5 protein-coding genes are annotated in these 8,043 nt (G+C 77.0%); 4 read left to right on the forward strand and 1 reads right to left on the reverse strand.

The window, feature by feature from the left end; all coding sequences use genetic code 11:
• The 4 genes from ACFVVL_RS35195 to ACFVVL_RS35210 form a co-directional block, all read left to right on the forward strand.
• Positions 1 to 3,135, forward strand: a 3,135-nt coding sequence (locus tag ACFVVL_RS35195) for an amino acid adenylation domain-containing protein (protein WP_387682641.1), incomplete at its 5' end; no start/stop codon positions are given.
• Positions 3,132 to 4,427: an MFS transporter gene (locus ACFVVL_RS35200; RefSeq protein ID WP_380297889.1), complete on the forward strand. Its 1,296-nt coding sequence runs from the start codon at positions 3,132 to 3,134 to the stop codon at positions 4,425 to 4,427. The genes ACFVVL_RS35195 and ACFVVL_RS35200, both read left to right, overlap by 4 nt.
• Positions 4,428 to 4,517: 90 nt before the next feature.
• Positions 4,518 to 5,330: a dimethylargininase gene (ddaH, locus tag ACFVVL_RS35205; RefSeq protein ID WP_387682644.1), complete on the forward strand. Its 813-nt coding sequence runs from the start codon at positions 4,518 to 4,520 to the stop codon at positions 5,328 to 5,330.
• A 163-nt stretch (positions 5,331 to 5,493) separates the two neighbouring features.
• A complete protein-coding gene (locus tag ACFVVL_RS35210; RefSeq protein WP_380297887.1) occupies positions 5,494 to 5,706 on the forward strand; it encodes a hypothetical protein in 213 nt (70 codons plus the stop codon).
• A 61-nt stretch (positions 5,707 to 5,767) separates the two neighbouring features.
• Here ACFVVL_RS35210 and ACFVVL_RS35215 read toward each other — a convergent pair.
• Positions 5,768 to 8,043, reverse strand: a 2,276-nt coding sequence (locus tag ACFVVL_RS35215) for an ATP-binding protein (protein WP_387682647.1), incomplete at its 5' end; no start/stop codon positions are given.

An 8,043-nucleotide genomic window follows, 5' to 3' on the forward strand; every position in this document is an offset into this window, starting at 1 on the left:
CTGCTCACCCGTCTCGGGGCGGGCACCGACGTGCCGATCGGCTCGGTGGTCGCCGGCCGCTCCGACGAGGCGCTGGACGACCTGGTCGGCTTCTTCGTCAACACCCTGGTCCTGCGCACCGACACCTCCGGCGACCCGGCCTTCGCCGACCTGCTGGCCCGGGTCCGGGAGAGCCAGCTCGACGCCCACGCCCACCAGGACGTGCCGTTCGAGCGGCTGGTCGAGGAGCTCAACCCGGTCCGCTCGCTGGCCCGCCACCCGCTGTTCCAGGTGATGCTGCTGCTCCAGGGCGGCACCCCCGGCGCCGCCGGGGCCGGTGACACCCCGCCGGACCTCGCCGGTCTCCCGGCCGGCGTCGAGCCGGTCGGCGGGTACGCCGCCAAGTTCGACCTCTCGATCGGCATGGGCGAGTCCTTCGACGCCGACGGCACGCCCGCCGGGCTGGAATGCGCGATCGACTACGCGACCGACCTGTTCGACCGGGAGACCGTCGAGGCCATCGCCACCCGCTTCGGCCGGCTGCTGGCCGCCGTCGCGGCGCGGCCGGAGCAGCCGATCGGCCGCGCCGACCTGCTGGACGCGGGCGAACGCGCCGCACTCCTCGCCCCCGCCGACCCCCTGCCCCCCGACGTGCCGCTGCTGCCGGCCGCCTTCGCCGCGCAGGCGGCCCGCACCCCGGACGCGACCGCCCTGGTCTTCGGGGACGTCCGGCTGGACTACGCCGAACTGGACGCCCGCGCCGACCGCCTGGCCGCCCGGCTGCGCGCGGCGGGAGCCGGACCGGACACGGTCGTCGCCCTGGCCCTGCCGCGCTCGGCCGGGACGGTGGTCGCCCTGCTCGCCGTCCTCCGCTCCGGCGCCGCCTCGCTCCCGCTGGATCCGGAGTACCCGGCCGAGCGGACGGCGGCGATGCTCGCCGACGCCGCGCCCGCCCTGGCCGTCACCGGCGACGGCTGGCCGCTGCCCGAACTCCTCACCGGGCTGACGACCCTCCCGGTGCACACCGACGAACCGGCCGCCCCCGCGCCGGCCCCCGCCGCCGACCCCGACCCGGCGCACGCCGCCTACGTCATCTACACCTCCGGCTCCACCGGCCGCCCCAAGGGCGTGGTGGTCACCCACGGCTCGATCGCCGCGCTGCTGGCCCACCACCGCGCCGAGACCTTCGCCGGGCACGGGGGCGCCCACGGCCGGCTGCGCGCCGCCCTGACCGCCTCGCTCTGCTTCGACGCCTCCTGGGACAGCCTGCTCTGGATGATCGCCGGCCATGAGCTGCACCTCATCGGCGACGACCTGCGCCGCGACGCCGCCGCCCTCGTCCGGCACGTCCGCACCGCCCGGATCGACACCCTCGGCATCACCCCCGGCTACGCCGAACAACTCGTCGCCGAAGGACTGCTGGACGGCCCGGACGCCCCGCGACTGCTGCTCCTCGGCGGCGAGGCGGTCGGCCAGGACCTCTGGGACCGGCTGCGCGCGGCGGCCCCGCGCACCACCGCCCGCAACCTCTACGGCCCGACCGAGTCCACCGTCGACGCCCTCACCCACCCCGTCACCGCCACCGGCCGGCCCTCGCTGGGCCGGACCGTGCTCGGCACCCGGGCCTACCTGCTGGACGAGCACCTGGCCCCCGTCCCGCCCGGGGTCCCCGGCGAGCTCTACCTGGCCGGCGCCGGGCTGGCCCGCGGCTACCTCGGCCGCGCGGAGCTGACCGCCGAGCGCTTCGTCGCCGACCCCTTCCGGCCGGGGGAGCGGATGTACCGCACCGGCGACCTGGTCCGCCGCACCCGCGACGGCGGCCTCGACTACCTCGGCCGCACCGACCACCAGGTCAAGATCCGCGGCTTCCGGATCGAACCCGGCGAGATCGAGCACGCGCTCACCCGCCACCCGCGCGTCCGGGCCGCCACCGTGACGGCCCGCGAGGACGGCGCCGGCGGCCCCCGCCTGGTCGCCTACGTCGTCCCCGAGGGCGCCACCGCGCCCGACCCGGCCGAACTGCGCGCCTTCGTCGCGGAGTCGCTGCCCGGCCACATGGTCCCGGCGGCGGTCGTCCCGCTCGACGCCTTCCCGCTGACCGGCAGCGGCAAGGTCGACCGCCGCGCGCTGCCCGCCCCCGACCTCTCCGCCTCGCCCACCGGCCGGGCCCCGCGCACCCCGCGCGAGCACCGGCTCTGCGCGCTCTTCGCGGACGTCCTCGGGGTCGACGGCGTCACGATCGACGACGGCTTCTTCGACCTCGGCGGCCACTCGCTGCTCGCCATGAAGCTGCTCGCCCGGATCCGCACCACCCTCGGCGCCGACCTCGGCATGCGGGCCCTGTTCGAGGCCCCCACCGTGGCCGGGCTGGCCCGCCGGCTGGAGAACGCCGGGGGCGAGCGCTCCGACGCCCTGGACGTGCTGCTCCCGCTGCGCGCCGAGGGCGGCCGGGCCCCGCTGTTCTGCGTCCACCCCGCCGCCGGCATCAGCTGGGTCTACTCCGGCCTGCTGCGCCACCTCGACCCGCGGCGCCCGGTGTTCGGCCTCCAGGCCCGCGGTCTGCGCGGCGGCTCACCGGCCGCCGTCGCCGAGATCGCCGCCGACTACGTCCGGGAGATCAGGGCCGTGCGGCCGCAGGGCCCGTACCACCTGCTCGGCTGGTCGTTCGGGGCTGTGGTCGCCCAGGAGATGGCCGTCCAGCTCCAGGCGGCGGGCCAGGAGGTCGCCCTGCTCGCCCTGCTCGACGGCCTCCCGGCCGGGGCGGTCGCCGAGGAGCACCCGGCCTCCGACGACCCGGTGGAGACCCTCGCCGAACTCCTCGTCTCGCTCGGCTACGACCCGGCCGACGGGCGCGGCCAGGCCGATCTGACCGCCCTGCTCGGCGAGGCCGCCGGCCTGCTGCCCGACGTCTTCGAGCACCACCGCAAGCTGATGGCCGAGCACGTGCCCGGCCACTACCGGGGCGCGGCCGTCTTCGTCGGCGCCACCGCCGACAAGCCCGCCGACTGGCCCTACGAGGCCGCCTGGGCCCCGTACCTCGGCGGTCCCGTCACCGCCCACCGGATCGACTGCGCGCACGGCGCCCTGACCCAACCCGAGCCCCTCGCACGGATCGCCGCCGTGCTGGCCGACACGCTGGAGAGTGACCCGCGATGACCACCACTACCGTCCCGGTCGAGCCGCCCGCGGTGGACGACGGACCCCGCCGCAGCCGCTGGGGCCTGTGGGCCCAGGCGAACTTCCGCAAGCTCTGGGTCGGTGAGACGACCAGCGGGCTCGGCACCGCGGTCGGCAACGTCGCCCTCGCCCTGGTGGCGGTGGTGACCCTGGACGCCTCGCCGTTCATGGTCGGCGTGCTCACCGCCTCCGCCTGGGTCCCCTGGCTCTTCCTCGGCCTGCTGGCCGGCGCCTGGGTGGACCGCTGGCCCCGGCTGAAGGTCATGCTGGTCTGCGACCTGCTGCTGCTCGTGCTGTTCGGCAGCGTGCCGGTGGCCGGCTGGTTCGACGCCCTGACGATGGCCCAGCTGATCCTGGTCGCCCTGCTGGCCGGGGCGGTGAAGGTGTTCTTCTCCACCGCCTACGGGGCCGTGCTGCCGTCGATCGTCGCCAAGGACGACCTGCTGGAGGCCAACGTCAAGCTGCGCTCCGGGGACTCGGCGGCGGAGATCGCCGGGCCCGGCCTGGCCGGCGTGCTGTCCCAGGTGTTCGGCGCGGCCAGCGGCCTGCTCGCCGACGCGGTGACCTACCTGGTCTCGGCGCTCTGCCTGGGCACCATCAAGGTGCAGGAGACCCCGCCGCCGGTCTCCGAGCGGCGCGGCATCCTGCGCGAGATCGGCGAGGGCGTGCGCTTCCTGGCCCACGACCCCTACCTGCGGACCCTGGCGGTCTTCGGGGCGGTCGGCAACCTCGGCCTCAACGGCATCCAGGCCGTCCAGACGATCTTCCTGGTCCGCAGCGTCGGGGTCTCGCCCGGCGGCATCGGCGCCGTCTTCGCGGTGGTCTCGGTCGGCGGCCTGGCCGGGGCGGCGCTCGCCGGGCGGATCGCCCGCCGCTTCGGCACCGCCCGCGGGCTGCTGCTCTGCGAGCTGGTCGCCGCGCCGTTCATCCTGCTGCTGCCGATGGCCGGCGCCCGGCTGCCGCTCGCGGTGAGCGCGGTCGCCTGGTCGGTCGCGGTCTGCGGGGTGATCGCCGGGAACGTCCTGGCCGGCAGCTTCTACCAGTCCTACTGCCCGCCCGCGATGATCGGCCGGATCCGGGCCAGCGCCGCCACCGTCAACTTCAGCGCCATCCCGGTCGGCGCGCTGCTCGGCGGCTGGCTGGGCGAGGTGCTCGGGGCCCGCACCACCATCTGGATCATGGCGTCCGTGCTGCTCTCCGCCGGCGCCGTGCTGCTGGCGAGCCCGCTGCGCGCCAGGCGCGACTTCCCCGAGCGCCCCGCCGCCCACTGAACCGCCCCGCCCACTGAGCCCCGCCGCCCGCCGGACCCGCCGCCCGCCGGACCCCCTGCTCCTCCCACCCTCGCCCTCCCGGAGCCCGCCATGACCCGCACCGCCCGCCCCCGCCGCTACCTGATGTGCCGTCCGACCCACTTCGAGGTCAGCTACGCGATCAACCCGTGGATGGACCCGGCCAAGCCCGTCGACACCGACCTCGCGGTGGCCCAGTGGGAGCGCCTGTACGAGCTCTACGTCGACCTCGGCCACCGCGTCGACCTCATCGACCCGCTGCCCGGCCTGCCCGACATGGTGTACGCGGCGAACGGCGCCACCGTCGTCGACGGCCGGGTGCTCGGCGCCCGGTTCCGCAACGCCGAACGGGCCGCCGAGGGCCCGGCGTACCTGGAGTGGTTCCGGGCGCACGGCTTCACCACCCACGACCCGGTGCACGTCAACGAGGGCGAGGGCGACCTGCTGCTGACCGACCGCTTCCTGCTGGCCGGGCGGGGCTTTCGCAGCGTCTCCGCCGGGCACGCCGAGGCGCAGGAGTTCCTCGGCCGTCCGGTGATCGGCCTGGACCTCGTCGACCCGCGCTTCTACCACCTCGACACCGCGCTCAGCGTGCTCGACGGCGACCTGATCATGTACTACCCGGGCGCGTTCTCGGCGGGCAGCCGGGCGGTGCTGCGCCAGCTCTTCCCGGACGCCCTGCTGGTGGGGGAGGAGGACGCCGTGGCGTTCGGGCTCAACGTGGCCGGCGACGGCCTGCACGTGGTGCACCCGGAGCCGGCCACCGGGGTCGCGGCCGTCCTGCGCGCCCACGGCTTCCGCCCGATCGGGATGGACCTGTCGGAGCTGCTCAAGGGCGGCGGCAGCGTGAAGTGCTGCACCCTGGAGCTCCGTGAGGCCGCCTGACCTGCGACGACAGCGCTCAACACCCCGATCAACGCGGCCGGTCGACGCACGCTGCTCGTGCGTCGATCGGCCGTTGAACGCCCCTTGCCATGCTGATCACGTCAGCCGGGGGAGAGCCCGGCACCCGCCCTTCCCGGCAGGGAAGGCCACCCGAGGAGCAGTCATGGCGAAGCGTTCGACGATCGGCACCGCCCGGATCAGCCTGGCCGTCGCGGGCCTCGGCCTCGGCGCCCTGCTCGCCCTCGGCGCGGCCGGCACCGCGATGGCGGACGGCGCGACCGGCACGGGCACCGGCACCACCGCCCCCACCGCCACGCCCACCCCCACCCCCACCGACGGCAACGGCCACTCGGACTGGAACAGCACCGGCTCCTGAGCCCCGCCCGCCCGACGACCGCGCGCAGAACCGTTTCTGCCGCCCCCGTACCACCCGCGCCTCAGGGATCCACCAGCGCGAACGCCGGCTCCGCGAGCAGCCCCGCCACCTCGGCGGCCTCCGGAAGCCCCAGCCGCCGGAAGATCGCGTACGCCTCCCGCAGCCGCGCCCCCGCCTCGGCCCCGCGCCCGAGGTCCGCCAGCGCACAGCCCAGCACCACCAGCGCCTGCGCCTGGTCCCGCTCCGCGCCCAGCTCCACACAGAGCGCCAGCGCCTGCCCGGCGTGGTCCAGCGCCTCGTCCGCCCGGCCCAGCTCGCGCAGACTGTCCGCCAGCCGGTAGCGCGCGTGCGCCGCCCGGTCCCGCAGCCCGGCCGCCACCGACACCGCCAGGCACTCGCCGAACCAGGTCACCGCCTCCTCGTGCCGCCCCAGCGCGTGCAGCGCCAGCCCCAGCACGTACAGCGTGTACGCCCGGCCCGGATCGTCCTGCCGGGTCCGCAGCTCGGCCAGCGCCTCGTGGCAGATCGCCACCGCCTCGTCCGCCCGGCCGCTGCGCACCCGCGCCAGCGCCGCGTTCACCGTCGTCACCAGCGCACCGGAGCGGTGCCCGAGCCGGTTCGCCAGCAGCAGCGCCTCGTCGTAGTGGTCCACCGCCTCGTCGTAGCGGCTCAGGAACTGGCAGATCAGCCCGAGGTCGTTGAGCGCCTGCCGCAGGACCACCGAGTCCTCGGCCGCGCGCGCCGCGTCCACCGCCCGCCGGGACGCCGCCTCGGCCGCGTCCAGCCGGGTCGCGGCCAGCGCGACGTTGCCGCGCAGGAAGTGCGCCCGCCCCTCCGCCCGGACGTCGCCGTCCCGGGCGGCCGCCTCGGCCAGCGCGTCCGCCGTCGCGGCGAGCTGACGGCTCGGCGGGGTGAGCACGAACGGCGTGAGCGCGATCAGCAGGTCGATCGCCGCCCGCAGCGCCGGTCCCCGCCCGGTGGCGGGCCCGGCGGCGGGGTCGGCGGCCACCTGCGCCGCCAGCGCCACCGCGCCCGCCCCCTCGACGGCCGCCCACTCCCGGGCGGCCTCCCGCCCGGGCAGCGGGACGCCGGGGGAGTGCGCCGGCCCGAGCGCGCCCGCCGCCGGATCACCCGGCACGGCGTGCTGGAAGGCGGTGCAGGCGGTGGCCAGCAGGTGGTCCAGCAGCCGGTCCCGGGCCGTCACCGCCTCCGCCTCGCCGCCGTCCTCCGCCCCCTGCGCCGGTCGGCGGCGCGCGAAGGCCCGCAGCAGGTCGTGGTACCGGTAGCGCCCCGGGAACGGCGACTCCACCATCGCCACGTCCACCAGCGCCTCCAGCAGGTCCTCGGCGTCGTACGCGTCGAGGTCCAGCAGCGCGGCCGCCGCCGGCAGCCCGATGTCCGGCCCGTCCACCGAGGCCACCAGCCGGAACGCCCTCGCCTGATCGCCGGTCAGCTGGCGGTAGCTCAGTTCGAAGGCCGCCGCCACCGCGAGGTCGCCGATCCGCAGCTCGTCGATCCGCCGCCGCTCCACCTGCAGCCGGCGGCTGAGCGTCTCCACCGTCCAGCCCGGGCGCGCCGCCAGCCGGGCGGCCACGATCCGCACCGCCAGCGGCAGGTTCCCGCAGGCCACCACCAGCTCGCGGGCGGCGTCCGGCTCGGCGGCCAGGCGCTGTGCGCCGATCGTGCGGCCCAGCAGGTCGAGCGCCTCCTCCGGCTGGAACACGTCCAGGTCGACCTGCACGCTCGCCGGCAGTCCGGCCGGCCTGGTGCGGCCGGTGGTGAGCACCGCGCAGCCGACCGCCCCCGGCAGCAGCGGCCGGATCTGCGCCGCGTCCTTGGCGTTGTCGAGCACCAGCAGCAGGCGCCGGCCGTCCACCACCGAGCGGAACAGCGCCGAGCGCGCGTCCAGGCCGTCCGGCACCGCGTCCGCCGGGACCCCGAGCGCCACCAGGAAGCCGCTCAGTACCGCCTCCGGATCGGCCGGCACCGGGTCCGAGCCGCGCAGGTCCACGTACAGCTGGCCGTCCGGGTAGGCGTCCCGGACGCGGTGCGCCACGTGCAGCGCCAACGCCGTCTTGCCGACCCCGCCCATCCCGACCACGGTCGCCACCACCAGCGCCTGCTGCGGCCGGCCCGGCGCCCCGCCGTCCTCCGGGGGAGCGGCCAGCGCCTCGCACAGCACCCGCACCGGCGCCGTGCGGCCGGTGAAGTCGGCGGCGTCCGGCGGCAGCTGGGCCGGGCGTGGCGGTGCGCCGGACGGCCGGGCGCCGCGGCCCGGCGCCCGGGCCCCCTCGGCGCCGCCGCCCGCCTCCGTCGCGCCGCCCTCGCCGTCCGCCC

This window comes from Kitasatospora sp. NPDC058115, from assembly GCF_042884635.1.
Classification (GTDB): Bacteria; Actinomycetota; Actinomycetes; order Streptomycetales; family Streptomycetaceae; genus Kitasatospora.